The 25,767-nt window shown below is 39.9% G+C and carries 29 protein-coding genes; 25 read left to right on the top strand and 4 right to left on the bottom strand.

Annotation, left to right across the window (positions count from 1 at the left end; all coding sequences use genetic code 11):
• The first annotated feature begins 25 nt into the window (after nt 1–25).
• The 19 genes from NOS7524_RS09260 to NOS7524_RS09170 all read left to right on the top strand — a co-directional run bounded on the left by NOS7524_RS09260 (nt 26) and on the right by NOS7524_RS09170 (nt 18,806).
• Complete coding sequence (locus NOS7524_RS09260; protein ID WP_015138219.1) at nt 26–925, top strand: hypothetical protein; 900 nt, start codon at nt 26–28, stop codon at nt 923–925.
• Between the two features lie 5 nt (nt 926–930).
• Nucleotides 931–2,025, top strand: coding sequence for a glycosyltransferase family 4 protein (locus tag NOS7524_RS09255; protein ID WP_015138218.1), 1,095 nt, complete (start codon nt 931–933; stop codon nt 2,023–2,025).
• A gap of 35 nt (nt 2,026–2,060) precedes the next feature.
• Nucleotides 2,061–3,341, top strand: a complete 1,281-nt coding sequence (locus tag NOS7524_RS09250) for a polysaccharide pyruvyl transferase family protein (protein ID WP_015138217.1) — start codon at nt 2,061–2,063, stop codon at nt 3,339–3,341.
• Nucleotides 3,342–3,475: 134 nt separating this feature from the next.
• On the top strand, nt 3,476–4,330 hold the full coding sequence (locus NOS7524_RS09245; RefSeq protein ID WP_235622412.1) for a hypothetical protein: 855 nt from the start codon (nt 3,476–3,478) through the stop codon (nt 4,328–4,330).
• A 270-nt stretch (nt 4,331–4,600) separates the two neighbouring features.
• Nucleotides 4,601–5,464: a DUF4351 domain-containing protein gene (locus NOS7524_RS09240; RefSeq protein ID WP_015138215.1), complete on the top strand. Its 864-nt coding sequence runs from the start codon at nt 4,601–4,603 to the stop codon at nt 5,462–5,464.
• 197 nt (nt 5,465–5,661) lie between these two features.
• Nucleotides 5,662–6,615 (top strand): glycosyltransferase family 2 protein, encoded by a 954-nt coding sequence (locus NOS7524_RS09235; RefSeq protein WP_015138214.1) that lies wholly within the window; start codon nt 5,662–5,664, stop codon nt 6,613–6,615.
• Between the two features lie 51 nt (nt 6,616–6,666).
• Complete coding sequence (locus NOS7524_RS09230; RefSeq protein ID WP_015138213.1) at nt 6,667–7,623, top strand: glycosyltransferase family 2 protein; 957 nt, start codon at nt 6,667–6,669, stop codon at nt 7,621–7,623.
• 2 nt (nt 7,624–7,625) lie between these two features.
• The gene (locus NOS7524_RS09225; protein WP_015138212.1) at nt 7,626–8,201 is read left to right on the top strand and encodes an acyltransferase; all 576 of its coding nucleotides are present in this window, start codon (nt 7,626–7,628) and stop codon (nt 8,199–8,201) included.
• Nucleotides 8,202–8,386: 185 nt separating this feature from the next.
• On the top strand, nt 8,387–8,602 hold the full coding sequence (locus NOS7524_RS09220) for a hypothetical protein (protein WP_015138211.1): 216 nt from the start codon (nt 8,387–8,389) through the stop codon (nt 8,600–8,602).
• Complete coding sequence (locus tag NOS7524_RS09215; protein ID WP_015138210.1) at nt 8,599–8,985, top strand: type II toxin-antitoxin system VapC family toxin; 387 nt, start codon at nt 8,599–8,601, stop codon at nt 8,983–8,985. The genes NOS7524_RS09220 and NOS7524_RS09215 overlap by 4 nt, the downstream gene beginning before the upstream one ends.
• Nucleotides 8,986–9,075: 90 nt before the next feature.
• The gene (locus NOS7524_RS09210) at nt 9,076–9,948 is read left to right on the top strand and encodes a glycosyltransferase family 2 protein (protein ID WP_015138209.1); all 873 of its coding nucleotides are present in this window, start codon (nt 9,076–9,078) and stop codon (nt 9,946–9,948) included.
• Between the two features lie 2 nt (nt 9,949–9,950).
• On the top strand, nt 9,951–11,177 hold the full coding sequence (locus NOS7524_RS09205) for a glycosyltransferase family 4 protein (RefSeq protein WP_041555253.1): 1,227 nt from the start codon (nt 9,951–9,953) through the stop codon (nt 11,175–11,177).
• A gap of 22 nt (nt 11,178–11,199) precedes the next feature.
• Entirely contained in the window at nt 11,200–12,123 is a 924-nt protein-coding gene (locus tag NOS7524_RS09200; protein ID WP_015138207.1) for a hypothetical protein, read from the top strand.
• Complete coding sequence (locus NOS7524_RS09195) at nt 12,095–13,198, top strand: glycosyltransferase family 4 protein (protein ID WP_015138206.1); 1,104 nt, start codon at nt 12,095–12,097, stop codon at nt 13,196–13,198. Before NOS7524_RS09200 ends, NOS7524_RS09195 begins: the two co-directional genes overlap by 29 nt.
• Nucleotides 13,199–13,496: 298 nt before the next feature.
• On the top strand, nt 13,497–14,678 hold the full coding sequence (locus tag NOS7524_RS09190; RefSeq protein ID WP_015138205.1) for a glycosyltransferase family 4 protein: 1,182 nt from the start codon (nt 13,497–13,499) through the stop codon (nt 14,676–14,678).
• An 8-nt stretch (nt 14,679–14,686) separates the two neighbouring features.
• Nucleotides 14,687–16,105, top strand: a complete 1,419-nt coding sequence (locus NOS7524_RS09185; RefSeq protein WP_015138204.1) for a hypothetical protein — start codon at nt 14,687–14,689, stop codon at nt 16,103–16,105.
• A 132-nt stretch (nt 16,106–16,237) separates the two neighbouring features.
• On the top strand, nt 16,238–17,452 hold the full coding sequence (locus NOS7524_RS09180) for a glycosyltransferase (protein WP_015138203.1): 1,215 nt from the start codon (nt 16,238–16,240) through the stop codon (nt 17,450–17,452).
• An 86-nt stretch (nt 17,453–17,538) separates the two neighbouring features.
• Nucleotides 17,539–18,051, top strand: a complete 513-nt coding sequence (locus NOS7524_RS09175) for a YdcF family protein (protein ID WP_015138202.1) — start codon at nt 17,539–17,541, stop codon at nt 18,049–18,051.
• A 215-nt stretch (nt 18,052–18,266) separates the two neighbouring features.
• Nucleotides 18,267–18,806, top strand: a complete 540-nt coding sequence (locus NOS7524_RS09170) for a WcaF family extracellular polysaccharide biosynthesis acetyltransferase (RefSeq protein WP_015138201.1) — start codon at nt 18,267–18,269, stop codon at nt 18,804–18,806.
• Nucleotides 18,807–18,885: 79 nt separating this feature from the next.
• Here NOS7524_RS09170 and NOS7524_RS09165 read toward each other — a convergent pair whose 3' ends face one another.
• Entirely contained in the window at nt 18,886–19,242 is a 357-nt protein-coding gene (locus NOS7524_RS09165) for a DUF5615 family PIN-like protein (RefSeq protein WP_015138200.1), read from the bottom strand.
• Nucleotides 19,235–19,618 carry a DUF433 domain-containing protein gene (locus tag NOS7524_RS09160; protein ID WP_015138199.1) on the bottom strand — a complete coding sequence of 128 codons (384 nt, stop codon included), beginning with the start codon at nt 19,616–19,618 and terminating at the stop codon, nt 19,235–19,237. The genes NOS7524_RS09165 and NOS7524_RS09160 overlap by 8 nt, the downstream gene beginning before the upstream one ends.
• A gap of 161 nt (nt 19,619–19,779) precedes the next feature.
• On the opposite strand from NOS7524_RS09160, the gene NOS7524_RS29335 reads away from it, so the two are divergent.
• The 3 genes from NOS7524_RS29335 to NOS7524_RS30925 all read left to right on the top strand — a co-directional run bounded on the left by NOS7524_RS29335 (nt 19,780) and on the right by NOS7524_RS30925 (nt 20,979).
• On the top strand, nt 19,780–19,944 hold the full coding sequence (locus tag NOS7524_RS29335; RefSeq protein ID WP_216087510.1) for a hypothetical protein: 165 nt from the start codon (nt 19,780–19,782) through the stop codon (nt 19,942–19,944).
• Nucleotides 19,945–20,121: 177 nt separating this feature from the next.
• On the top strand, nt 20,122–20,427 hold the full coding sequence (locus NOS7524_RS09155) for a PEP-CTERM sorting domain-containing protein (RefSeq protein ID WP_015138198.1): 306 nt from the start codon (nt 20,122–20,124) through the stop codon (nt 20,425–20,427).
• A 402-nt stretch (nt 20,428–20,829) separates the two neighbouring features.
• Nucleotides 20,830–20,979, top strand: a complete 150-nt coding sequence (locus NOS7524_RS30925; RefSeq protein ID WP_083882647.1) for a DUF559 domain-containing protein — start codon at nt 20,830–20,832, stop codon at nt 20,977–20,979.
• A gap of 76 nt (nt 20,980–21,055) precedes the next feature.
• Here the strand turns inward: NOS7524_RS30925 and aroB are convergent, their stop codons facing one another.
• Nucleotides 21,056–22,150 (bottom strand): 3-dehydroquinate synthase, encoded by a 1,095-nt coding sequence (gene aroB, locus NOS7524_RS09150; RefSeq protein WP_015138197.1) that lies wholly within the window; start codon nt 22,148–22,150, stop codon nt 21,056–21,058.
• A 221-nt stretch (nt 22,151–22,371) separates the two neighbouring features.
• Between aroB and NOS7524_RS09145 the strand changes: the two genes are divergently transcribed.
• Both NOS7524_RS09145 and NOS7524_RS09140 read left to right on the top strand, forming a co-directional pair.
• Complete coding sequence (locus NOS7524_RS09145; protein ID WP_015137799.1) at nt 22,372–24,078, top strand: ISL3 family transposase; 1,707 nt, start codon at nt 22,372–22,374, stop codon at nt 24,076–24,078.
• A 32-nt stretch (nt 24,079–24,110) separates the two neighbouring features.
• The gene (locus NOS7524_RS09140) at nt 24,111–24,461 is read left to right on the top strand and encodes a four helix bundle protein (protein WP_015137800.1); all 351 of its coding nucleotides are present in this window, start codon (nt 24,111–24,113) and stop codon (nt 24,459–24,461) included.
• Nucleotides 24,462–24,671: 210 nt separating this feature from the next.
• Here the strand turns inward: NOS7524_RS09140 and NOS7524_RS09135 are convergent, their stop codons facing one another.
• Nucleotides 24,672–25,295, bottom strand: coding sequence for a Uma2 family endonuclease (locus NOS7524_RS09135; protein ID WP_015138196.1), 624 nt, complete (start codon nt 25,293–25,295; stop codon nt 24,672–24,674).
• Nucleotides 25,296–25,541: 246 nt separating this feature from the next.
• Here NOS7524_RS09135 and petL point away from each other — a divergent pair, with 246 nt between their 5' ends.
• Entirely contained in the window at nt 25,542–25,637 is a 96-nt protein-coding gene (petL, locus tag NOS7524_RS09130; protein ID WP_015138195.1) for a cytochrome b6-f complex subunit PetL, read from the top strand.
• The last annotated feature ends 130 nt before the right edge of the window (nt 25,638–25,767 follow it).

Here is a 25,767-nt window from a genome sequence, read left to right as displayed (position 1 = left end):
AATTTTCGAGATAAGTAATAAAAAAATGATTGGTCGTATAGCCTTAAAATTCCAACAAAAATATCAGCATGGTTTACAGGTTGCACATTTTAGAGATGCAGTTAGACAACGCATTTTAAAAACTCAACCAATTACAGCAACAACAGATAAAACCTGCGAAATTCATGTATTTACCTGTTCTAACGATTGGCTAAATTTGATTTGGACACTAAAAACCTTTTATTACTATTCCCAACGACAGTATGCTCTGTGTATCCACGATGACGGTACATTGACAACTGAAAATCGAAACACTTTACAATATCACTTTCCCAACGCCCGGATCATTGACCGCCAAAGTGCAGATGAGCGTATAATAAAAACGTTACAGTCTTATCCCCGTTGTTTGGAGTTTCGTAAAACCAATAACCTTTCACCCAAAGTATTTGATTTTGCGGAATATTTGCAGAGCGATCGCATGTTGCTGCTAGACAGCGACATCTTATTTTTTGCAGCACCCACCGAACTACTCAACCGCATCGAAAACCCAGACTATCAACTCAATACACTCAATGCTGATGTAGCCAGTTCCTACACCGTAGAACCAGAAGAAGTCAAAACCCGTTTAGGTTTTGATTTAGCAGAGAGAGTCAATTCTGGATTGGGACTAATTCACAAGCGATCGCTATCTTTTGATTGGATAGAAGAATTTCTAGCACTACCTAGTATTATTGGACACTTCTGGCGCATTGAGCAGACAATTTATGCTTTGTGCAGTTCCCGTTTTGGTGTAGAACTGTTACCCCCTGCTTACGATGTCCATTTAGAAGGTAGTATTAACGGTTCTTCTTGTCGTCATTATGTCGGTCAAATCAGACATTTGATGTATGGGGAGGGTATTCGGCATTTGGTTAATTCTGGATTCTTAAAAAAGATGAGTCTTTGAATAGTATGACTGCATCTCAATCTAATCAGATCACCGTACTAATGCTGCCTGATAATCGAGATGCTAATCCATATCAGGCTTTACTAGCTAAATCATTGGAGGAATATGGAGTCAAGGTTAACTTTCCTCAAGGATATCGCCGATTTCTCCCTTTAATTAGAGAAGTAATTTATTCACAACAACGCTATGACCTTATCCATTTGCATTGGATACTACCTTATCTAAAAGGAAAAAATAGTTTCTTCAAATTAGCCTATACAGTCAAGTTTTTACTTGATGTAGCTTTAGTCAAACTAGCTGGAGTAAAGATTGTCTGGACAATTCACAACCGTGTTAACCATGATAGTCATTTTCCAGCTATAGAGTTATGGCTACGGCGCAATTTAGCTAAAATGGTTGACAGTATCATCTTACATAATCAAGCAACACTTGAAGTGATCGCGCAGGAATATCAGTTTTCTCCTCAAAAAGCTAGCGTGATTCTGCATGGACACTATCGGGATGTTTATCATCCTCCTATTGAACAGTCCATTGCACGGCAAAAATTAGATTTACCATCTCAAGGCTATATTTTTTTAAATTTAGGTCTTTTAAGACCATACAAAGGAATTGAAAAATTAATCGACACTTGGAGTAAAAACCAAGATGTATTTTCACAACACACCCTCCTTATTGCAGGAAAGGCAGATAGTATATATGCAACCAAGCTTCAGCAAAAGATTGTAAATACAAAAGGTATTGCACTAATTCCTGAATTTATCGATGAAGAGCGAATTCATCTATTTTTTAGTGCTGCAACAGTTGTAGTTCTCCCTTATGAAAATATTCTCAACTCAGGCAGCTTAATTCTTGCAATGACCTACGGATTGCCTGTGATTGCTCCCAGAATTGGAAGCATTCCTGAGTATTTAGGAAATGCTGACCAACTGCTATATGAAGCAGATGATATATCTGGACTTTTCAAATCTATGGATATGAGCCTGAAAAACGATCTGAGGCAGCTTAGTCAAGATGTAATAAAAGCTTGCGATCGCTTAAACTGGAACAAAATCGCACAGGACACAGCAAAAACTTATTGCATAGCCACAGCAAGTAACTAATCAATTATTTTAAATAGATAGGAGTAATCAATAAAATGCTACAGAGAGATTCCATAGGATTATTTGGTGGTTGGAGTGGAATTCATGTTGGGGATGATGCAATTTTGCTCGAAACTCTCAGGAAACTTGAAGAAGAAATTCCAGAAGCAAAAATTCAGTTATTTTGTTCTACACCAGAAATTACTAAAAACTTAGTCACAAATCAACAAGTTGAAATCTCTCCTGCATTCCGGTGTTTTACTAGAGACGTAACTAATCACCTCCTTAATGCTTCTAACTCCTTAGAAAGACTATATTATCGAATTAATTGGATTTTCAAGTCCTTTGATTTACTTTCTGAATGTTCTCAACCTATAGATAAAATAAGTGCAACTGATGATGAACTTATTTTTTTTATTAAGTCCCTCAATCGATGTAAAATTTTAATTTTTTCTGGAGGAGGATATCTGAATTCCCATTTGCGCTTAAGTTGGCTGTACCCAAGTTTAATGCTAATTGAAATTTGCCGTAGATTAGATATTCCTGTTTACCTTTGTGGACAAACGATAGGACCTTTAACTTCTGGTAAAGATAAATGGTTAGTTAAAAAAGTTTTTTGCAATGTTTCCTTAATTGGCACTAGAGAAGACAAAAGCATTCAACTTTTAAAAGATTTAGGTATCAATGAATCTTATATTATCAGGGAAAAAGACGCAGTTTGGAATTTACCAGAACATGAATTAAATGAGAATTTTCAGGAAATAACAGACAAAGAAAATCATGATTTAATTGGTATTTCCATTCAATCAAGAGGAGAAAGAGAGCAACAATTCGATCAACAATTAGTGCAAAGCATATTAGACAAATTTCCACAATCTAGTCTGATGTTTTTCCCCCATGAGCCTGCTGATGTTAATTATCAAACTAATATTTTAAAAGAAATAGAGAAAACGCATAATAATCTATCGAAACGCATAATAATTATTCCATATGATACATTACCTAACATTCATAAGGCACTAGTAAAAAAGTGTAAGGTATGTATTGGAACTCGATTTCATTTTCAACTTTTTGCTCTCTCAACAGCAACACCATCAATTTCTATCTTTAAGCGATTAAAAACTTTAGGGATATTTCGAGATTATCACATAGAAAATCTCTGCTTTAACCCATTAGAATGTTCAGAGCCAGTGGAAAACACACTAGATATGTTGGCAGATGTTTTGCAATCATGTGAAAATTATAGAGATTTATTAAAAAATTGTATTGCTAATGACAAACTTGCCAGCCATATTGTTCTGCAAAGAGCTATTGAAAGATTCCACTCATTGACTTAATCTTTAAGGACTGATTTGACAGATGAAATTATATTATGTCAAACCATCAAATTGAAACTAATAGAAACAGAGTAATAATGAATTCCTCAAATTGTACATTATCTATCCTCGTAGCTCGCACAGACATTCCATTTATGATGCAAACTATCCCGCATCTAGTTAAGGAATGCCAATTTGAATTTACTGAACGGGTACTAATTATAGATACTGCTCCCCTGTCTGGAAATTATCGTCATCGTCTGGGAATCGGTTCACTTCAAGAACTGCGGTTATGTTGTCAACAGCTAAAAGAGCAGAAAGTAGTTGATAAATTGCTGGATATTGACTATTCTCCACGGTACCGCAAACAAGTTTATCAAAAACATTTTGGTCGTGACATTAAAACAACTCACAACTATCGCGGTTATCCCATTCTTGGCAGTATATTTGCTATAGAATCAGCCGCAAGTGATTACATTGTTCATTTCGATAGCGATATGCTGTTATATCAACAAACAGGACATAATTGGATTCAAGATGGCATTAACTTGATGCAAGAGAATCCAGATATTATGTTTGTTTCTCCATTATCTGGACCACCTTCTGGCGATGGGTCTCTTAAACAACGAGGTGTTGATTATCAAAGACATACTTCTGGTCATTATAGCTTTACTGACTTTACCAGTCGTAAGTTTTTAGTGAATCGCCAGCGTCTGAAACAAATGCTTCCACTTCAGCCCTTATGGATTTCTTGGAAACGTCGCCTCCTCAGTTATTTTACTGGTCAAAGTGCGATTTGGAACTGGGAAGTTATGGTTTCTCACCGTTTAAAAGAAACTGGTTATGTGCGTATAGATTTAGATTCTCCCCAAGCTTGGACGCTACACACCCCAGATCACGGTGCTAAATTTATTCAATCACTACCTACAGTTATTGACAGGGTTGAGAAGGGAGATTATCCATCAGTACAAGCTGGTGACTATGATTTACAATTAGGGGCTTGGTGTTAATTAAATTGTAATGGACACTGATGACTTAGTGAGTCATAAATTATCTCAAATTTAAACTAGAGCGATGTGTCTGCTTGGAGAAGGCGATCGCTTTCATAGTAAGTAGATAACCAATGCTTATTGCATACTCTCAACGCAAGTATACAGACTAAAGTGAATTAAGTCAGTTGGTTAAACAAGAGTGCGATCGCCTGGACTGGGACAATATAGGACGATTAACTAAAAAAACATATCAGACATCACTGCCATAAGGCAACGAGTTTCAAAATAGTGAGCAAGCAAAAGTCCGATATCGGTAGTAAGCGATTAATTAGCCTATCACCTAATCAGTGGGTACGTTGGTTAACACAAAACCAAAACCTGACAGTGCAAGAAATTCTCTCCTCAGAATTTCAATGGGTAGCAAGAGAAAATGATGTCTTACTCAAAGTGTCGAGTCCCCAAGAGGGAGAGTTTCTCATCCTGAATGAATTACAATTACGATACAGTTCCAGAATGCCCCAGCGTATCCGCGCTTATGCAGCCTTAGCAGAGGAACGCTACAATTTACCAGTTTATCCGGTATTAATTAATATTTTGCCCATTTCTACCACCCAGGTAATTGCTAACTACTATCATTCAGAGATTATGGGAATGATGGCTCATCAAGACTACCGAGTAATCAACTTGTGGGAAGTAGATGTAAATTTAGTATTTGAACAGCAATTATCTGCATTATTACCGTTTGTACCAATTCTGAAAAATGGCGCACAAGAAACTATTGTACGCCAAGCTGTACAATTATTAAGGGCAGACGAAAAGTTACAAGAGTTAGAGCCGCTATTATCTTTTTTTGCTAGCTTTGTCTTAGATATACCCCTAGTACAGCAAATTATGAGGTGGGATATGAGTATTCTAAGAGAATCACCTTGGTATCAAGAAATTTTAAAGGAAGGACTAGAACGAGGTCTGCAACAAGAAGGAGTAAATTTAGTATCACGATTAATTCAGCGTCGTTTTGGTGTTATACCCTTAGCTACACAAACACAAATTCAGAGTTTATCAACGAGTAAGCTAGAAGATTTAGCAGAAGCATTATTAGATTTCACCGAAATTAGTCAATTGGAACAATGGCTCAATCAAAATACTGATTGAACTGGTAAAAAGGTGTCTTGTGATAATCATATTTGAACTAGCGCAATGTATCTGCTTGGAGAAGGCGATCGCTCTAATATTGCGTTGATTTGCTATATTCAATTATTTTTTTTTTTAAAATTCCTTAATTAATACCTATTGAGCTAGTTGTGAAAATTTTAAGAGATTCCTAAGTATTTTATTCTATTAAAAATAATATGAATCCTAAAGTCAGTATTCTTATCCCCTGCTACAATGCCGAGATGTGGATTGCTCAAGCGATAGAAAGTGCTTTAAAGCAAATATATCCCAATAAAGAAGTAATTGTTGTAGATGATGGTTCTACAGATGGAAGTTTAGAGATAATTAAAAGCTTTGGTAATTCGATTCGTTGGGAAACAGGGTCAAATCAAGGTGGTAATGTCGCCAGAAACCGCTTGCTAGAACTTAGCACAGGAGAATGGTTGCAATATCTGGATGCAGATGATTATTTGCTACCAGATAAAATTGAAAAACAAGTTGAATATCTTGCTCACGTTCCTCACACTGACATCTTATACAGCCCCAGTATTTTTGAGTATCACCAGCAGGATAAATCTTGGCAAGAAGTTCTACCAATTCCTGAACCTCATGACTCCTGGATGTTACTTGCCAGATGGTATCTCCCTCAAACTAACAGTCCACTATGGCGCAAGCAAGCGATTATTGATGTGGGAGGTTGGAAAGTTGATCAGCCATGTTGTCAGGAACATGAACTATATTTGCGTCTTCTCATAGCCGGAAAACGGTTTGAGTATTTTGGTGAAGCTGGTTCAATTTACAGACAGTGGGGTGAGTCAACAGTGTGTAAACGAGACAAGTCTGAAACCAATCGTCAAGTTTTAGCGATTGAAGATAAAATTGAACAACATCTCAAAGCTACTAATCAACTGACTCAATCTCGGCACAATGCTATTAATCAAACTAGATTTGAAAAGGCTAGAATGATTTGGCCCTCAGATAAAACTTGGGCTAGTCAGGTGATTTCAAAAATAAACAATACCAATAAAACATTCATCCCATCGGGACAAGCAGCACCTAAATCTTATCGTCTAGTTTATCGAATACTCGGTTTTTCTGTAGCTGAACAAGTAGCAAACTTCAAAAGATTATTAAACTATAAATTTATATAATTACTGTTATTTTTTTGGTAGTAAAAATTTTATATTGGCTCTGAGATTACGATGCTACTCCCAATTTCTGCTATTGTGCCTACACGGAACCGTAGCGCACCCTTAGCTCGAACATTACACAGTCTGGCTCAACAATCTGTACAGCCAACTGAAATGATTGTAGTAGATGGCTCTACCGATGACAGTACACAAGAACTTTGTCAGAAACCAATTCCCGGACTGGCTACCCAGATTAAATACTATCGAGCAACAGAAATAGGCGCAGCCATCCAGCGTAACCAAGCAATGGTTCACGCTACCCAAAACGTGATTTGGCTGATGGATGATGACATTTTACTTGAGCCGGAGTGTTTAGCCAGATTGTGGGCTGCATTGCAAAGTGATCCTCGCCTGGGTGGTGTTAATGCCATGATTACAAATCAACGCTATTTACCACCTGGACGCATCAGTCGTAATTTATTCCGTTTTTTGCATGGTCGTCTAGAAACAAGCTACGCAGGTAAGTGCATAGGACCAGGATTAAATTTGTTACCAGAAGATGACCCCAATTTACCAGAAATTGTCCCTGTAGAATGGCTAAACAGCACCTGTACGCTATATAGGCGAGAAGCACTACCTCAACCCTTGTTTCCAGCCAACTTTACAGGATATTCGCTGATGGAGGATGTGACGCTTTCTCTGATAGTGGGGAAACAATGGAAATTAGCTAACGCTCGGACTGCGCGGATAGTTCACGACAGTCAACCAGGAGATCACAAAAATAATCCAGGTGTATTAGCAAAGATGGATTTGGTTAACCGTCACTACGTGATGACGCAAATTCTGCAAAGATGTAGTTTAGGAGATTACGCGAAGTTAATAGTGTTACAATTTTTTGGCATTGTAGCATCTTTAACATCAACAAAAGGTTGGGTATCGCTACCTTTTGTCTTGAATGGTAAACTGCAAGCGATCGCACAAATCGTTTCTGATAAAAATCCCTCAAGTAGTCTGAAACACGGAAGTTAACCTTGAATATCACTGCTAGTGGATTGCTGCTCATACAGCGAATTCAACAAGGCTTGGGGAGCCGTTGGCGTAATTTCTACTACAAAGCTATGGGAGTAAAACTACATGGCTATGTCTGGATGCGAGAAATTGATATTCCTCGCAACTTCGATGATATTGAAATAGAAAGTTTCTGCGCTTTAGATCAAGGTGTAACATTACTGTGTAGTGGTGAACCCCTACCCCATGCCAAAATTTATCTTGGTGCTTACACTTATATTAACCGTAATACATTTTTAGATGCGACTTTATCGTTAACTATTGGTCAACAATGTGGTGTAGGCCCTGGTTGTTATATTACAGATCATGATCATGGTCTGGACTTAACTTTACCACCGCTAGGACAACCGATGGTTTCCAAACCCACAAAAATAGGCGATCGCGTCTGGATTGGTGCTAACGTTACAATCCTCAAAGGTGTCACCATTGGTAACGACGCTGTAGTTGGTGCGGGTAGTGTTGTTACTAAAGATATACCAGAAAAAGCGATCGCAGTTGGAGTTCCAGCGAAAGTGATTAAATATCGCAGCGAACTATAACAGTAAATCAAAACTTAACAGATTTGGTATTAATCAGCATTACACCTAAAAGCTGACAATACTGATAAATTCACTTGTGATTGGAGGACTGGGGCAAGAATTACGAAATGCTAAGATAGACGTTATAACTATTTAGCTATTATATGTATTAACGACTCCTAGTTTATGCTAATTGACATAAAACAATGAGAACTGACAGAGAAAAACTCAAACTTGAACTTGATTCCGTTGATGATACTACCATAAACTTAATGTATCGTATTTTGATGGCACTTAAACAACCTAGAACTATTGCTAACAATGCAACTAGCTGGTTAGTGAATAACCCACTGAAAAATAGTATCGTTTACGAAAAAGATATTATTTCCCCAATCGATGAAGTGTGGGATGTCGAAAGATGATTATTCTCGATACCCATGCTTGGATTTGGTGGGTTACAGAATCTCCGAAACTTTCTCTACAAGCAACCGAAGCAATTAACAAAGCTGATATCGTTGGTATTACTGCAATTAGTTGTTGGGAATTGGCAATGCTGGTTTCCAAAAATAGAATTGGTTTATCAATGGATGTCCAAATTTGGATTGATTTAGCACTTCAACATCCAAAAATTCAACTGTTAGCCCTAACACCAGAAATCGCAGTTTTATCAACTAGATTACCGGGTAATTTTCATGGCGATCCCGCAGACAGATTGATTGTAGCTAGTAGTTTGGTTCACAAAGCACGGCTAATTTCAAAAGATGAAAAAATTCAACAATGGGGATATATAGAAGTAATTTGGTAATGTAACTCAAAGTTACCCAGAAAAAGATATACCAGAAAAGGCGATCGCAGTTGGAGTTCCGGCTAAAGTGATTAAAAACCGAAGTGAGCAATGAATGTAACTGAAAATTTGTCAAATTTAGTAACTATCGGCATTACAACTAAGAATCGCTGGCAGGATTTAAAAACTACACTCATTAATATTAGTAAAGCAGGTTTAGAAGCATTACCTATATTAATTTTTGATGATGCTTCTGATGAACCTTGTCCCTTTAATATTTCGGATTTATCACTGCAAATTAAACTCCAGCGATTTAAAGAATCCCAAGGGCTAATTGTCCGCCGTAACCAGATAGCACAGTTGATCCAGACTAAATATTACCTCAGTTTAGATGATGACTCTTATCCTGTATCTGGCTCTTTAGAAGCTGCTGTTGAATTTGCCGAATCACTAGATGATCTATTCTGTCTTAGCTTCCCAATTTATAACCCTGTACTTGCAGAATATCAAAACCAGTCTTTTGATAATCAACCTTATCCGGTTAGATGTTTTGTAGGCTGTGGTCATCTTCTTCATCGAGAAAGATTCCTGCAATTAGGCGGTTATCGAGAAGAACTGATTCACCAAGGTGAAGAAATGGAGATTGCAGCCAGAGCTTTCCAAAAAAATTTGCACTGTTATCACTTCCCTGACTTCTTGATTCATCACACAGCTTCTAACACAGGACGTAATTGGCATCGCATGGATTTCTACGGAGCTAGAAATAATGTGTTGTGGAATGACTGGTTTGTTCCTTCTCAACTTAAGTTAATCAAGCAATTCCGCACTTTAGTTTCTAGGCTGAGTTTAGGTATTAAAGTCAGACGTTGGGGACAGTTTCAAGGAGAGTATGCTGGCTTTAGAGAAATTGAGCAATTCAAAAAATATCGCCAGAATATGTCAATAGAATGTTACAAACAGTGGCAAGCACTACCCTATACCTGAATATGACGAGTTGGATTTGTTGCCAAATAGGAGCTAGAGAACACTACGCTATTCCTAGAGCTTTACATAAAAATGGACAGTTAGCTCACCTGATAACCGATGCTTGGGTTGCTCCTCAATCTCCACTCGGACTTTTACCTTTTTCACCTACCACAGCACTAAAAGAACGCTTTCATCCTACACTACAACAGGCATCAGTTCATGCTTTTAACCTCTCCCTGATTCAGTTTGAAATTAGCCAAAAACTACAAAAAACTTCAGCCTGGGATCGCATGATTGCCCGTAATTATTGGTTTCAAAAACAGGCAATCAACAGACTAAAAAAATTAGCTCCTCAATTTAAAAATCGCCCCATTTTATTCTCTTATAGCTATGCTGCCTTAGAATTATTTCGCTTTGCCAAACAGCAGGGATGGTTGACTATTTTGGGACAAATCGATCCAGGTCCTTTAGAGGAAGATATTGTTATTCAAGAATATAACCGATCGCCACAATATCGCGGAGACTGGAAACCAGTTCCGGCTTCATATTGGCAAACATGGCGAGAAGAATGTGAATTGGCTGATTGTATTATGGTCAATTCCCATTGGTCACGCCAGTTACTAGAAAAAACAGGTATTAATTCTGATAAAATCCAGGTTGTTCCCCTAGTTTATACACCACCGGAAACAGCAAAAAACTTTAGTCGCACCTATCCAAAATCATTTTCTCCAGAGCGTCCTTTGAGGGTGTTGTTTTTGGGACAAGTAATTTTGCGGAAAGGAATTGTAGCTGTTTTGGAAGCAGTGGAAAAGCTGGAAGGATATCCCATTGAATTTTGGCTTGTTGGTTCTCAGCAGATTGAAATTCCACCCCACTTAAAAACACATCCTCAAATTCGCTGGGTAGGTCAAGTTAACCGCAGTGAAACAACCCAATATTATCAACAAGCTGATGTGTTTTTATTCCCGACTCTTTCCGATGGGTTTGGGCTAACTCAATTAGAAGCACAAGCCTGGAAACTCCCTATTATTGCTTCTCGTTGTTGTGGTGAGGTGGTTGTAGATGGTGTCAACGGTTGGCTTTTAGATGAAGTCAGTGGGGAAGCGATCGCATATCAGCTAAAATCAATTCTGCACAATCCCCAATCTTTAGAATACCTTGCTCAAATATCCTCATCTCAGGAGCTAACAAATCACAAACTATCTAACCTGTCATCATTTTTGCAAACAATAGCTAATTCATTTTAATAAATAACCATAGTGAGTATTCATGCTGAAAAACGCTAAATTTATATTGGGTAGACGAATCGCACAAATACAAAGGAATTTGCCTTACCCAATCAAGCAGAAAATTCTTAAAATGCCCCCAATTAAAACCAAACATAGCAATACTTATTTAGTTGTATTAGTTCAACATAAAACCTTTCTTGAGGGGCTATGGACAACATGGAACTGGCTTTACTTTTTAAAAGAATATCTTGGTTTAATTTTTGTAATCGATGGTGAGATTACAGAAAAAGAGCGAAGTCAATTTATCAAACTTTTTCCAGAAGGCGAAATTGTTAGTTTAAGTTCCCAAATAAATGATGAATTTTTATCAGATAAATCCCTAAATAAATTCTATAAAAATCATAAATTTGGAAAAGTTTTTCTTCTGAAACTATCATTGCAACAAAAATTTAATATTCTTTTCTCTGATCCAGATATTTTAGTTTTTTCAGACCCAGTTGAAATTCGAGAAAATTTACATTTTGAACAAGGATTATACTGCACTGAACCTGGTTGTTCTTCATTTGATCCCTGGATATTTAATAGAGCCAAAGATTTAAATATCAAGACTATACGAGATTTTAATTCGGGATTGCTTTACATTCCTCAAAACTACTTGTCTACAGACCTGTGTCACGAACTAATGAAAGGCTGGACTGTAGCAGAATATCACCATTTTACAGAACAGACTCTATTAGATGTGATGATGAGTGCATCTGGTGCCAAAGCACTACCTCTGAATGAGTATGTGGTTAATAGTCAGGGAATGTGGTTCTGGCAAGCAGATATTGACTACACACAAGTTAAGGCAAGACATTTTGTTGGTAATGTTCGTCATCATATGTACTTATCTGGCTATCCCATCATTGAAAGAACATTATTTCGGGGTATTTTAAATGAATATAAAAAATCAGCCCAAAATTAAGGTCACTTTCTATGCTATAGTTCCATCCCCATATCAAAGAGATATCTTCTACGCTTTAGCCCAGCATCCTGATATAGATTTAAAAGTTTTCTATTTAGAGCCAGCTTGCTCAGACTCCCCTTGGCCAGAAAAACCACTACAGCCTTACGAAAACATTCTTCCTGGATTTCATTTGGCTTGGGGTCTGTCACGATTTCATATTAACTGGCATTTACCAAATATTACTGACTCAGATGTAATAGTCCTCAATGGCTACATGAGTGTAACTGCTCAACTACTCCTGAGATTCCAAGCTAAACAGATACCCTGTGTATTTTGGGGTGAAAAAATGGTTGGTTCTAGTGGGGGAATCAAAAGCAAACTACAAAAAACCTTAGCTACAGCTTTAGAACAATGTCAAGCGATCGCTGCCATTGGTTCTCATGCAGTGCAAGATTATCAGCAGCGTTTCCCCGGTAAACCCATATTTAATATTCCTTATTACTGCGATTTAGCTCCATTTAGTCAAGAAATCCCCCAAAGACCCCGGACTCCCACAACTATTTTATTTTGCGGGCAAATGATTGTCCGGAAAGGCGTTGACCTGTTACTGCAAGCCTTTGAAACACTAATAAATATGGGGCTAGAAGCTCGTTTGTTGCTAGTGGGACGTGAGGCGGATTTACCGCAGATGTTGACAGATGTTTCGGAAACAACACGGTGTTACATTGAATATGCGGGGTTTCAGGCTCCTGAAGATTTACCCCAATTCTTTCGCCAAGCAGATATATTTGTCCTTCCTAGTCGTCACGACGGCTGGGGCGTGGTGGTAAATCAAGCGGTTGGGGCTGGGCTACCTGTAATTTGCTCTGATGCTGTAGGTGCAGCGAATGATTTAATTGAGCAAGGTAAAAATGGTTACGTTTTTCCCAATGGAGATGTTGCCACCTTGACCCAAATTTTAGCTGATTACTTACAAAACCCTAATGCGATCGCATTGGCTAGTGACGCATCTTTGCAAAAATCTGTAATGTGGTCTGCCAAAGCTGGCGCACAAAATTGGGTTGATGCTCTTCAGAGAGTTATAGGGAATTAACGCGATGTGCAACTTATGTTTGCAACCCCTCTCCATAGCTTGCTTTCCTTCGGAACGCTACCGCGAACCCGCAGGGTACCTCTCCCCTGCAAGGAGGAGCCACTGCGTTGCGCGGGTTTCCCGCGTTGTAGCAAGTGGCGTTAGAGGCTTTAAATCTTGCTCCCCTTCCCTTGTAGGGAAGGGGTTGGGGGTTAGGTTTTAGAGCAAGTTGCACACCGCGTTAATCAATAAAATTTCTGCTAGCTTACATTTAATTCCCATTGAATTCCCAACCGCCAAATTTCCCACTAAAAATTATATGAAAATTCTATTTGTCAGCAGTAGCTCTGGGTCAAGGGGAGGTGGCGAACTTTACTTAATTTATTTAGGACAAGAACTAGCCAAACGCGGACATACGGTTGGGTTATGGTGTTCGCAACATCCCAGAATGGATGAGTTGGCAAACTCCTTTAGTCAGTTTGGAGAAGTATTGCGATCGCCCTACGTTAATACTTATGATCGCAAAACACGCTGTTTTGGTGATGCGTTTCCTCACTTTCATCAGGATTATTTATCCCAGTGGCAGGGATTTCAACCAGATATCCTGCATTTGAATAAGCAAAATTTAGAGGATGGCTTAGATTTACTCGCTTTGAGTAAACATCTTTCAGTTCCCTGTTTAGCTACTATTCATATTACTCAAACTCAGACCAGCTTAGGAGCTGCTTTAGGACAATTACGTGATTTCATCGCCAAAAGAGCATTAAACCGTTTTCATGGTTCACTGGTAGCAATTTCTGAAAATCGCGCTCAAGAATTAACTCAATTCCTGTTTCCTGCCCAGAATGCTGCTGAAAAAGTAGTTTTGATTGATAATGGTGTTCGCATCCCCGAAACACCAGAACGTTTAGCAAAGCGTCAAGCAACTCGTTCTCAACTAACCCTCAAACCAGATGAGTTGCTAATTTTAGCAGTAGGAAGAATGGAAGTGCAAAAACAACCGCTTCTATTTTTACAATGGGCAACGCACCTCAAACACAGCATACCCTCTGCCCGGTTTTTATGGGTGGGAGATGGACGCTTGACTCCAGTATGGGATGAGTGGGTACGGGAACATCAAGCCCAAGAATACATTCAACGCTTAGGATGGCAGAATGATGTCACACCATTTTTAGCAGCAGCAGACGGGTTTTTTCATCCAGCTAAATTTGAGGGTTTACCATTCGCGCTACTGGAAGCAATGGCTTGGTCTTTACCATGCGTCATCACGCCATCTTTAGCCGATGAACTCAAATTTCCCCCTGGCGTGTGTTTTGTTGCTGCTGAGAACGAAACATTTACAGATAAGGAAAGTTTTGTTAATTCTAGCTTACGTGAAACTGTGGCGATCGCAGGGCATAAACTCATCCAGCAAAAATTCTCACTGGGAAGTATGGTAGATAAATATGAAAACTTATATACAAGTTTGACTCATCCCAAACCTGCTTTATCCCTACGCTAAATCTTGCCATGAGATATTTTAAAAAACCCGTAGCACAGCCAGCGCAAGCAGGAACAGGTATTATCATAGCTGGATTATGTGTTGCTTATACAAATATAAATACAAACTTGACCCCTAGCGAAATGGCCAGTCAAGTAGCGATCCCAACAGGCGTGGCATTAGCTTTAAGCGTCTGGTTTGATAGCAGAAAGGGTCTGCAAAATTTATTTCGAGTAGATATAGTCTGTTTAATATCTCTCTACTATTTGACTCTGGTAGAATTTTTATTTCCTCAAGACCATTTTGATGCTCTCCTAACATCAGAGCAAACGGCTCAGGGGCTTTATGTAACCTTAATGGGGATTGGAGGTATAGCCCTTGGTCGTCACATCAATTTCTTGAAGCCAGAACCGAAACTTTGGTCATATCTGGGCAATCTCCCGGATAAGGTGCTGTTTCGTCTCTTTATCATCTCTGCACTACTGGGTTACTTATATATGTTGATGTCAGTTGATTTCAACGTATTTAAAATCTACGATGCTTGGCTTGGCCCCCGGTTTGCTGTGCCGTGGGGACGGGGACGTTTAGGGGACTGGCGGGCTTTATTAAGTGAACTCAAGTTATTTGCTTACGTTATTCCTCCCCTAGCAGGGATTATTTGGAACCGTCGTCAATCTTTTCGGAGTTGGCAAATAGTTTTGGTGATGGTGATATTTGCGATCACTCTGTTTGATGGATTTGCAGGAGGAACACGCAATGTTTTAGGTTCATATTTTGCCGCATTCTTAGGGGGATATTTTCTCACACTAAAGCGCCCCAACTTATTCAACCTGGCAATTCCCACGGCTATTTTAGGGTATGCAATGATGTTTGCAACTCGTCATATGCTGGGGTTCAGGAATATGGGCATCCGTCGCTACTTAGAAACAGGGGCTTATGCTGTTGAACAAGCAAAAGAGAGCTTTGCTGTTGACTACAACCTGAATGCTATTAGTATCATAGTTGATGCCTTTCCCCAGAAATTTGATTTTTTGGGATTTGAACTATTGTATGTCTTTGCAACTAAACCGATACCCAGGGCGCTTTGGCCTGGCAAACCAGAAGGTTTGAGTATCTCGATTGAGGAAGTTACGGGTGCAGCAGGCTGGACAGTTTCTACAACTTATATCGGCGAAGCCTACATGACAGGTGGTGTAATAGCAGTGATATTAATGTCCATATCTATAGGGATGTTAGCAAGTTGGTGGACTCGCACTGCTGCTTTTTATAATACAGGTTATGGTGTAGTAATCAATGCTTTGGGCTTTTTTACTGGTGCGTTGTCAATGCGGAGCATAGCTTTTTTTACAACTTCAATTCTGCCAATATTAGCATTAATATTTTTTGCTAAAGTCATGCCATTTTTCTTAGGCATTAAAGGCTCACGCCATCAGTATCCATCAGGATAAATACAACAGGTGACAGGTGACAGGTAACAGGTAACAGTTTTGAAAGTTTATAAATATATGAATTTATTCTGAAAATTTGTACTGCGATAATTATTAAAATAATTTAGTAACCATATTTTTAATAATAAATATATGAAAGTTTTACACGTCATCCCATCCATTAGTTCTAAACTAGGAGGGCCGACTCAAGTCGTCTTAAATTTGGTACAGGCTCTACAAACAGAAGGAATTAGTATAGAAATTGCCACTACCAATGATGATATTGAAGGAGTAATTTCTGACGTTCCATTATGTCAGCGTGTGGAATACAAAGGAGTACCAGTTTGGTTTTTTCCTCGTTCTGCTCGCATGAAGGAGTTTCTTCCTTCTATTGCTTTCACCAGTTGGCTGTGGCAAAATATTCAAAATTACGACATTTTAGATAATCACTATTTATTTTCATATCTGCCTACCTGTGCGGCGATGATTGCTCAATGGCAGCGTGTGCCATACACAGTTAGAACTATGGGACAATTAGCCCCTTGGGCATTGGCTCAAAGCAAATTAAAAAAGCAAATTTATAGCACTATTTTTGAACGCCGCAACTTAGCTAATGCTGTGGTTGTTCATTCCACTTCTGTGGGTGAGGTGGAAGATACAATCCGCTTTGGAGTCAAACCACCAAAAGTAGTTTTGCCTTTAGGAGTTCATCCACCTGCAAAAATTGCTGATGCTAAACATCAGATTCGTCATCGATATCATATCTCTGAGCAAGTACCTATTGTGCTGTTTATTTCGCGCCTGCACTATAAGAAACGCCCAGAATTACTAATTGAAGCACTCGGTCATTTAGCAGCACAACAACAGCAGTTTCACCTGATTTTAGCTGGTTCTGGAGAACCTGAATATGTGCAGTTCTTGCATGAAATGGTGGTATCTCTAAACATGACAGAACAAACTTCATTCGTTGGGTTTGTTAGTGGCTACGACAAAGATTTACTATTGCAAGGCTCTGATTTATTTGTGTTACCAACGTATTCCGAAAATTTCGGTATAGCCTTAGCAGAAGCAATGGTGTCTGGTTTACCCGTTGTGACTACACCAGGCGCACAAATTGCTCCAGAAATTGCACAAGCCAAAGCCGGAATCATTGTAGAAGGAGAAATAGAACCACTACAAACAGCGATCGCTCATCTTCTCAACTCACCCCAATTGCGTCATGAATTGGGTGAAAATGGGCGGCGATTTGCTCTACAACAATACTCATGGCCAGCGATCGCTAAAAAGTTAGCCTCTGTTTACCAAGCCATTCTCAACCAAGAACCACTACCAGAGCCTGTCATGTCTATGTCTACGCATTTATACTAAGTAAACCTATTTTATACACAGGAGATTGAGATATTAATATAAAGTTTCGCAAAACTAAATACTACTGCACATTAGGAATAATAAGTTTGATTCTGACGGTATTACTCATTATTCCAGTGCGCCTAGCGATCGCTGTTCACCAAACACCCCAACCCCAAGCCTTTCTGATCTTAGGCGGCGATACAGCTAGAGACAAATTGGCGGCTGAAATAGCTCGATGGTACCCGGACTTAGAAATTTGGGTGTCTTCTCCCGAAGATCCACGCAAAACACTGAAAGCTTTTCGAGATGCAGGTATCCCAAACCGTAGAGTAAATATTGACTATCGTGCTGTAGATACTGTCACCAATTTTACAACTGTAGCACCTCAGCTTAAACAAAGGAAAATTCAACACCTTTATCTAGTAACTTCAGATTTTCATATGCGGAGGTCTAAGGCGATCGCCTTCATTATCCTCGGTAGCCAAGGTATCGCCTTCACCCCCCTATCTGTCAAATCAAACCGCCCCCCAGAATCGATTAACCGTGTTGTTCGTGATATTGTTCGTTCCATCCTCTGGATTTTCACTGGTTGGACAGGAGCTAAGACATCCGGCTAATGATCTGCCTAACTTTTTCTTGTTCCCCCCTTTTTAAGGGGGTTAGGGGGGATCAGGCGAAATAATTAACATTTACCGATAAACTTTAAGTAAAAAAAACAACCCCACTCACTTTTACCTTATTCAAAGTAGTGTGCCAAAATTTATATTGAGGCTTAAATACACTATGACCATTATAATTTCATATTTTATAACAAAATGAACCCGCCAACAATATGTATTTAGATAAATATACGGTCGGAAACTATACTCCTGGCGCACCCTACTGGAAACAGCTTGTATGGTACTTTCTAGGCTCGCCTTTAGTAGAAAGCCATTGGTTGCCTATGTCGGGCTTAAAAGTTTTGATATTGCGTAGCTTTGGAGCCAAAATTGGTCAAGGTGTTCGCATCAAGCCAGGGGTGCGGGTTAAGTTTCCTTGGCGGTTAACTATAGGTGATTATGTATGGATTGGTGAAGATGCTTGGATTGACAACCTCGCTCAAGTCACCATAGAAAGTCATGTTTGTATATCTCAAGGTGTGTATCTCTGCACAGGCAATCATGACTGGAATGATCCTAGTTTTAAATTAAAAATTGCCCCAATTTATATTCAAGAGAGTAGTTGGATTGCAGCTAAGTCAGTAATTGGCCCTGGAGTTACTGTTGGTAAAGGTGCGGTGTTAACTCTAGGTGGCGTTGCTGTTAAATCATTGGAAGCGATGATTATTTATGCAGGGAATCCGGCGCAACCAATTAAGGAAAGAAAGTTGTGATTAAATTATAGTTATCAAAGACGGGCGATCGCACTTCTAATCATTGTCAAAGATGTCTCTGACTGACGCACGCTACTAGCTACTTTCGCCACCGATTGAGCCAATCTACCTGACCAACCCAATCTGCTGCTTCTGCCTGAGATAATAGGCTATCTAATGCCGTAATTAAATCTGACAGTGACCAACTATTCTGAGCAGCAAGGATAATCCCGCCATGCTGAGGATACTGTTGTGCTAGAACAATAAAGTCTCTGATGTTGAAAGTAAAAATACATCTGCCATGAGCAGTTGCGCGTAATAATTGGGTTTCATCACTAGCATCTAACGGCACCCAGTCATTTGGTGTACGAGTGACATCATGCCCTTGAGACACCAATGCTGAATGCAGCGATTTACTGGAGGTATCTGCATCCAGATGAAGCTTGAGTTTAACCATTGGCAATTTCTAAGGATTGCTCACAAGCGATCGCTGCGTCAATCTGCTCCTGATTGACTGCATAAAAACTCAGAGCTTCTTTTATCTCTGTCTCAGTCAGCTCATACTCATTGGCAATCTGACTCGGACTCATACCCCATTTTTGGGAAGCGATCGCCACAGTTTGCACTCGCATTCCCGTTCCTTTGATGACTGGTATAAGTTGCCCATTTGCACCTTGACGATAAGCAATTTGTGGAAAAGACCCTTTGAGGGTACTGACTTTTTCTGTAACTGCCCACAGAATAAACTGGTCAAGCGAAATTCCTTGACTCTGAGCTAGTTGCTCAATTTCATGCTTCAACTGCTCAGGTAAATTTAGGGCATATGCTGTCATTTTCAGTTTTCAGTTCCTGACTCTAAAAATATGATATCCCAAATCTATTTGACCGGAACAGGACTTACGCAGGTGTCACACTCAATCTATCTTGTAGGGTGCGTCAGATGCCAAGAATTTTTTGAGAATAGCGAAAAACTCTAATCTGACGCACCCTACGAATGTGCCAGTTGCGTAAGTCCTATGGAAATCAGGCGATCGCTTTTATTGTTCTCGGTAGTCAAGGTATTGCTTTTACCCCTGTGTCTGTAGCCTCGAATCAACCGCAAGAACCTGATGAAGTCATTGTTCGTGATGTTTTGCGTTCTTTAGGGACTTCCAAATAAAAAATATCCAATATGTAGTGGCGTGGCAAGGCTAAAACAGTGCGAAAAAATTGTAGGTTGGGTTGATGTTAGGAAACCCAACACCATAACCAATGTTGGGTTTCGCAAAGCCTCAACCTAAGCTACGCCTAGTTTCTTGATGAAGATGTGCTTTATTCTGTGCTGTAGAGACGTTGCATGCAACGTCTCTACTTTATTTGGTGCAACTTCATAGAGAATTGGTATCAGAATTTATTCATACTGACGCACAGCCCTACTAATATTTCCAGTGGTTTTTGGGACACTTTGGGTATTGCAAACGGTAGTGGTAATGCTGGTCCAGGCTTATCTCACATAGACATATACACATCAACTCCAATTGATACAACTACACCCGTTCCCGAACCCATCACCATGTTTGGTCTTGGCGTAGGTATTGCAGGTGGCGGACTCTTAAAGCAGAAGTACGGCAAAAAGCCTAACAAAGAAAAAGCCACAGTTTAATCAAAAAACTGGTGACTTTAGTTAAGCCAAAAGTAAGGCTAGATTCTTGTAACTGTGTGTAATTTGCCAAATAGACATCTTAATAATTAAGAAAAGTCCACTTTGACATAAACCACTCGTCTCAAAATTTGAGTGTGTTCTCTATTTTCTTCCTGAGTCCCCCATAATCATAAAAAAGTTAAATATTCAATTATTTATTATTAAAAATAATGTAGCGTGAATTCGATTAACCCCTCTGCAACGCAGAGCTACAGTGTACATACATCAATGAAGGTCTAGAGCATCAATTCAGTAATGAAAAACCTAACCCCCCAACCCCCTTCCCTACTAGGGAAGGGGGAGCAAAACTCCCCTCTCCTTGCAGGGGAGGGGCTGGGGGAGGGGTTCTTCTAGGAATACTGAATTGGTGTTCTAGTCTATTACACAGAGAGAACACAGATTTTAGAAGGCTATGGTTTAAAGATTATTAGGTTTACAAATAGCCAAGTTTTAAATCAGTTTGATAGTGTGTGTGAGCAGATACAGGGTTTGCTCCCCCATAGCCCCCCTTAAAAAGGGGAGAAATTTGTTCTTTAAGTCCCGCTTTTGAAGGGGGATTTAGGGGGATCTAAAAGTATTTAATACACCATTAGAAACTTTTCTGCAAAACTTGGCGGATGATATCTGCGGGTACTTCATCGGTAATTGTAACTACACCAATTTGAGTTGGCAAAATAAACCGCACTTTACCATTTTTGACTTTCTTATCTAATTGCAGCGCGTCAATAATTCCCTCAATATCTAAACCTTCGGGTAACTTTGTCGGTAAACCCGCTTTTTGAATCAGGGCATTTTGGCGTTCTGTTTCTTCTTGCTGCCACATTCCCAATTCCACAGCAATTTGACCGGCTGCTACCATGCCAATGGCTACAGCTTCACCGTGATTTACTAAGCGATAGCCTGTCAAGCTTTCGACTGCATGACCGATGGTGTGTCCATAGTTGAGAATTGCCCGTATTCCGCCTTCTTTCTCATCTTTGCCCACAACATCGGCTTTAGCTTGACAAGAACGGGTTAAGATAGCGTCAATTAATTCCGGCTTGATATAGCGTAGTTGATTCAGATTTTTACTCGCTGCCATTTGGGCAAATAACTCAGCATCCCAAATCACGCCGTACTTAATTACCTCTGCCATACCCGCCCGGAACTCACGTACAGGAAGGGTTTTTAGCACTTCTGGATCAACTAATACTAAACGCGGCTGATGGAAAGCCCCAATTAAGTTTTTACCGTGGGGATGATTTACACCAGTTTTACCACCGATTGCCGAATCTACCATTGCTAAGAGAGTTGTCGGCACTTGTACAACATTAATCCCTCTTAACCAAGTAGCAGCAGCAAAGCCAGTCATATCACCAATTACCCCTCCCCCCAAAGCCACCATCGTGGAGGAACGTTCTAGGCGGTTTTCTAAGGCGACATCGTAGAGTTTTTGGATAGAGTTGAGGGTTTTGTAGCGTTCTCCGGCTGGTAAGCAATAACTAGCTACTTGAAACCCCGCAGATTCGAGAGAATTTATCGCTTTTTCGCCATAATGCTTGAATATGGTGGGATTAGAAACCAGCAAAACCTTCTTGCCTAGTTTCAAATCAGCCATACGTTGACCAAGTTGCTCTAAACTTCCAGATGCGATCGCAATCTCATAAGACTGCTGTGGTAGATTCACATTAATTACAGAAGTCATTACCCAAAACCCAACAAGTGCCGTGGGCTGTATTCTACCAAGAAAATTGTCAATTCCATACTTCACGCGATGTGCAACTTATTGGTTCTTGGCAACTTTTGGTGATCTTGGTTGGGGGAAGGCAGAGGGCAGAAGGCAGAAGGCAGAAGTTAGAAAGATATAATTGAGATACGTCAAACTTCACTCCATCAAACATTTGAGGGATAAGCCTCAGCTTGGTTATGTCAGTGCTAAGTTATCTATTACCAGATTCAGCAAACCTGAAACTTGAAAATTGCATTCTTGACGAGATAAAAACTCAGATAAAGTTGATTGTTTCTGCTATCAATAGAGTAGTTAATTGTCCAGTTTGTAACCAACCAACTCATAAAATTCATAGTCGCTATGAGCGAAAGTTAGCAGATTTACCCTGGGCTGATTACAGCATTACTTTACAGTTAAGGGTGCGGAAGTTTTTTTGCCTTAATAAATTGTGTAAACGGCGCATTTTTGCAGAAAGGCTGACCAATGTTACCGCACCTTGGGCGAGAAGAACTCTACGTTTAGCTCAAAGACTGAGTGCGATTGGTTTAGCTAATGGTGGTGCAGCAGGGGTAAGACTCTCACAGGACTTGGGGATAAAAGTTTCTCGCAACACGCTATTAAATTTAGTCCGCTCAATTCCACTACCACCCATCGTAACGCCACATACTCTTGGGGTAGACGACTTTTGTTTTCGTAAATGTAAAACTTACGGCACAGCACTAATTGATCTCGAACGCAGACGACCAATTGCTCTACTCAAAGATGCAAAGGCTGAAACTTTGGCAGAATGGTTAAAAGCTCACCCTGGTGTCAAAGTCGTCTCACGAGATCGGTCAAAAACTTATGAAAGTGGTATTCGCCAAGGTGCGCCAGAAGCCATTCAAGTTGCAGACCGCTTTCATCTATTGCAGAACTTATCTCAAACGCTTTATCAAGTCTTTGGTAATCACGCCAAAACACTAAAAGAAGTGGAAAAACAAGTCTTTAATACTGATACTAAAGTGCATTTAGAGGTGGAAACAGCAAACAACCTTTCCATGATTGCTGAGACTAATAAGAGTCCAGTTGTGCCAAGGTTTCCCCAAAACACATCTTTAAAAAGAAAAGTTCAATCCGCCAAAGCACGGGATAGACGCAGAGAAATCCATGAGCAAGTTTGGAGACTGCGGTCTATTGGCTTATCAGGGCTAGCAATCGCTCAAGAGCTGGGAGTTTCTAAAACTACCGTATTCAATTACTTGCGTAGCTCAACTTTTACCGAACGTCGTGAACGTAGCGACCACGGTCTGAGTCTTCTCAACCCTTATCATGATTACCTCCTCAGTCGCTGGAATAGCGGGAACCACAACACCCAAGAACTGTTTGAAGAAATTCGCACCTGCGGCTATACCGGTAGTTATGCCACGGTCGCTCGCTTCACTCGTTATCTCAAGACCTTGCCCGGATTTGAGCCAGCAAAAGGTTCAAGAAAAAACGCTTCCCCCAGGGTTAGCTCTTGCGCCCATCGTCCTCTCACCCCCAGTCGCGTCACAGCTTTAGTCTTGCGACGACCAGAATTAATACAGCCTAATGAGCGTGAAGTCATCGCTCAACTACAAAAAGCCCATTCGGATTTGAAGTCAGCTATTGAACTAGCACAACAGTTTGCATCTCTTGTGCGTCAACGCCTGCCTGAGCAGCTCGATGCTTGGTTAAACAAAGCTAAAAACAGCTTGGTTTCTTTGTTGCGCTCCTTTGCTGTTAGTTTAGAGTCTGACTACGATGCTGTGAAAGCAGGTGTAACTATGTCAGTTAGTAATGGCCCAGTTGAAGGGCATATTAATCGACTGAAAATGTTAAAACGGCAGATGTATGGTCGCGCCAAGATAGACTTACTAGAACGACGATTTCTGTTGGCTATTTGAAAAGAAAATTTTGACAATTTACACTTGATTATATGAGTTATAGAAATCAGTTTATCTGGCAAAGGGCAGTTCAACTTGCTATCAATTGTTATAAATTTACCCGCCTATTTCCTCAGTCAGAATTGTACGGTTTAACTAGTCAAATACGCCGTTCATCCGTATCTGTAGCGTCTAATATAGCTGAAGGCTATGGTAGGCGTTCCAAACCAGAATATATCCAGTTTTTACATATTGCGCTAGGTTCTTTGAGAGAACTTGATACGCAATTAATCATTGCCAAAGAAGTAGATTTAGCTGATAAAGACCTTTTCACTCCCGTATTAAATGAAGTTGAGGAAATGCAAAGTATATTAGTTGCTACTTTAAACAAACTCAAGGGTTGAAATTATTACTTCTACTCTTCCGACTTCTGCCTTCTGCCCTCTGCCCTCTGCCTTCCCCCGGCTAAGATCACCAAAAGTTGCCAAGAACCAACTTATTTTTGAAACCCCTCTCCAAAGACGCGGAGCGGCTTCTCGCTAGAGTACCTCTCCCCTGCAAGGAGAGAGGCTTTGATTCTTGCTCCCCTTCCCTTGTAGGGAAGGGGTTGGGGGTTAGGTTTGAGAGAAAGTTGCACACGGCGTTACTTCGCTTAAATCTAATACAAACCCTGGTAAAACATCTTCTCCTGACAAACTCACAGGATTATTTAGCACTTCTACATCTTGACCAGGACGATAAATTTCTACCTGTTGATTTTTGCGGTCAATTAACCAACCTAAACCTGCGCCATTATTTATATATTCTCTCATCTTGGCGCGTAAATTTTCTATCGAGTCATTTTTAGAACGGAGTTCTAGTACAAAATCAGGACAGATTGGGGCAAAGGTTTCCTGTTGTTCTATACTGAGAGAATCCCATCTGTCTTGACTTATCCATGCAGCATCAGGAGAGCGATCGCTACCATTAGGCAGATGAAAACCACTTGAAGAGTCAAAAGCTACACCTAATTTCGTTTGACGATTCCACAACCACAGTTGTCCAGCAATATCAAAGTTTCTCTTACCAGTATCACTCCCCGTTGGTGGCATAACAATCAACTCGCCCGTAGCAGTTCGTTCTAATTGTAAATCTCTGTTAGCCAGTGCTAATTGAACAAACTGCTCATGAGAAACAGTGAGTTTTAGTGTAGGTGGAATATTAACGGACAGGGTTGGAGATAAGTCAGTTTGTGTCATAGGCAGGGGACAGGGAACAGTAGGGAAGATATTTTTAGTTTGTTTAGTTCCACAGTAGCATTTGGACAAACTGTTCTTGTACAGGGTGAAATGGAAACGATAAAGGAAGAACTAAAGGCTGTGGACTAATAACTATTGCCTATTGCCTATTGCCTATTAACTATTGCCTATTGCCTATTAACTATTGACCAATGACTAAAAATTAATGGTTCAATAGATTTAGTAAAGTATTGTGGAGAAAGATAAATGTTAGCAGTGATAGCTTATATTGGCTTTTTGGCTGTGTTCACTGGAATCGCTGTAGGTCTGTTGTTCGGTCTGCGTTCTGCCAAAATCCTCTAATTATGGAATAAGGGACTTCCAGAGAAAAAAATATTCCCAATGTAGGGTGCGTCAGTATGAAGAATTTCTTGGTGTAGTTAGGTTTTCTGACACTGACGCACCCTACTAAACTGTCAATTCTGGATAATTT

The sequence above is a fragment of the Nostoc sp. PCC 7524 genome (assembly GCF_000316645.1).
GTDB lineage: Bacteria > Cyanobacteriota > Cyanobacteriia > Cyanobacteriales > Nostocaceae > Trichormus.
The sequence above is the reverse complement of the archived record's forward strand: the minus strand, read 5'-3'. Positions and strand labels throughout refer to the sequence as shown.

What these genes read in the sequence shown, in the direction of transcription:
- NOS7524_RS09260 (WP_015138219.1), top strand. Translation starts at nt 26, where the DNA reads ATGATTGGTCGTATAGCCTTAAAATTCCAACAAAAATATCAGCATGGT.
- NOS7524_RS09255 (WP_015138218.1), top strand. Translation starts at nt 931, where the DNA reads ATGACTGCATCTCAATCTAATCAGATCACCGTACTAATGCTGCCTGAT.
- NOS7524_RS09250 (WP_015138217.1), top strand. Translation starts at nt 2,061, where the DNA reads ATGCTACAGAGAGATTCCATAGGATTATTTGGTGGTTGGAGTGGAATT.
- NOS7524_RS09245 (WP_235622412.1), top strand. Translation starts at nt 3,476, where the DNA reads ATGATGCAAACTATCCCGCATCTAGTTAAGGAATGCCAATTTGAATTT.
- NOS7524_RS09235 (WP_015138214.1), top strand. Translation starts at nt 5,662, where the DNA reads ATGAATCCTAAAGTCAGTATTCTTATCCCCTGCTACAATGCCGAGATG.
- NOS7524_RS09230 (WP_015138213.1), top strand. Translation starts at nt 6,667, where the DNA reads ATGCTACTCCCAATTTCTGCTATTGTGCCTACACGGAACCGTAGCGCA.
- NOS7524_RS09220 (WP_015138211.1), top strand. Translation starts at nt 8,387, where the DNA reads ATGAGAACTGACAGAGAAAAACTCAAACTTGAACTTGATTCCGTTGAT.
- NOS7524_RS09215 (WP_015138210.1), top strand. Translation starts at nt 8,599, where the DNA reads ATGATTATTCTCGATACCCATGCTTGGATTTGGTGGGTTACAGAATCT.
- NOS7524_RS09210 (WP_015138209.1), top strand. Translation starts at nt 9,076, where the DNA reads ATGAATGTAACTGAAAATTTGTCAAATTTAGTAACTATCGGCATTACA.
- NOS7524_RS09205 (WP_041555253.1), top strand. Translation starts at nt 9,951, where the DNA reads ATGACGAGTTGGATTTGTTGCCAAATAGGAGCTAGAGAACACTACGCT.
- NOS7524_RS09200 (WP_015138207.1), top strand. Translation starts at nt 11,200, where the DNA reads ATGCTGAAAAACGCTAAATTTATATTGGGTAGACGAATCGCACAAATA.
- NOS7524_RS09195 (WP_015138206.1), top strand. Translation starts at nt 12,095, where the DNA reads ATGAATATAAAAAATCAGCCCAAAATTAAGGTCACTTTCTATGCTATA.
- NOS7524_RS09190 (WP_015138205.1), top strand. Translation starts at nt 13,497, where the DNA reads ATGAAAATTCTATTTGTCAGCAGTAGCTCTGGGTCAAGGGGAGGTGGC.
- NOS7524_RS09185 (WP_015138204.1), top strand. Translation starts at nt 14,687, where the DNA reads ATGAGATATTTTAAAAAACCCGTAGCACAGCCAGCGCAAGCAGGAACA.
- NOS7524_RS09180 (WP_015138203.1), top strand. Translation starts at nt 16,238, where the DNA reads ATGAAAGTTTTACACGTCATCCCATCCATTAGTTCTAAACTAGGAGGG.
- NOS7524_RS09170 (WP_015138201.1), top strand. Translation starts at nt 18,267, where the DNA reads ATGTATTTAGATAAATATACGGTCGGAAACTATACTCCTGGCGCACCC.
- NOS7524_RS09165 (WP_015138200.1), bottom strand. Translation starts at nt 19,242, where the DNA reads ATGGTTAAACTCAAGCTTCATCTGGATGCAGATACCTCCAGTAAATCG.
- NOS7524_RS09160 (WP_015138199.1), bottom strand. Translation starts at nt 19,618, where the DNA reads ATGACAGCATATGCCCTAAATTTACCTGAGCAGTTGAAGCATGAAATT.
- NOS7524_RS29335 (WP_216087510.1), top strand. Translation starts at nt 19,780, where the DNA reads ATGTGCCAGTTGCGTAAGTCCTATGGAAATCAGGCGATCGCTTTTATT.
- NOS7524_RS09155 (WP_015138198.1), top strand. Translation starts at nt 20,122, where the DNA reads ATGCAACGTCTCTACTTTATTTGGTGCAACTTCATAGAGAATTGGTAT.
- aroB (WP_015138197.1), bottom strand. Translation starts at nt 22,150, where the DNA reads ATGACTTCTGTAATTAATGTGAATCTACCACAGCAGTCTTATGAGATT.
- NOS7524_RS09145 (WP_015137799.1), top strand. Translation starts at nt 22,372, where the DNA reads ATGTCAGTGCTAAGTTATCTATTACCAGATTCAGCAAACCTGAAACTT.
- NOS7524_RS09140 (WP_015137800.1), top strand. Translation starts at nt 24,111, where the DNA reads ATGAGTTATAGAAATCAGTTTATCTGGCAAAGGGCAGTTCAACTTGCT.
- NOS7524_RS09135 (WP_015138196.1), bottom strand. Translation starts at nt 25,295, where the DNA reads ATGACACAAACTGACTTATCTCCAACCCTGTCCGTTAATATTCCACCT.
- petL (WP_015138195.1), top strand. Translation starts at nt 25,542, where the DNA reads ATGTTAGCAGTGATAGCTTATATTGGCTTTTTGGCTGTGTTCACTGGA.